Raw genomic sequence first — 429 nt, forward strand, 5'->3', positions numbered from 1 at the left:
TATCCCGACTATCCTGGGTTGGTGTCAGCAGTTTTATCGATGCGCTGTTACCGTAATACGGTTCATTCAGGGAAAATGGGCTGGTTTTGATAAACGTAGAGATAAACCGGCAGAACTGGTGCTCTCTGCGCAGCTTTTCCGCAGCACGTGAAGCATAGGTACAAATTGCCTCTCTCATCGCGTTGTAATCCGTGAGTTTTTCACCAAACGATCTTGAGCAGATAATTTCCTGCTTAACTGGCGCAAACTCATCCAGCTCCAGGCAAGGTTCACCGCGCAATTCCCGCACAGTGCGCTCAAGCACAACGTTGAAATGTTTGCGGATAAAGCGAATATCGGTATCTGCCAGGTCGCAGACCGTTTTAATGCCCATAGCGTCCAGTTTTTTACTGATACGGCGTCCAACACCCCAGACTTCATCAACCGGAA

General features: G+C 48.7%; 1 pseudogene. It reads right to left on the minus strand.

What is annotated here, in order from left to right:
* Positions 1 to 429, minus strand: a pseudogene (locus JTI85_RS21420) (DNA polymerase V subunit UmuC); the annotation flags it as partial.

The organism is Citrobacter sp. Colony219 (assembly GCF_019382635.1).
Taxonomy (GTDB): Bacteria; Pseudomonadota; Gammaproteobacteria; order Enterobacterales; family Enterobacteriaceae; genus Citrobacter; species Citrobacter youngae.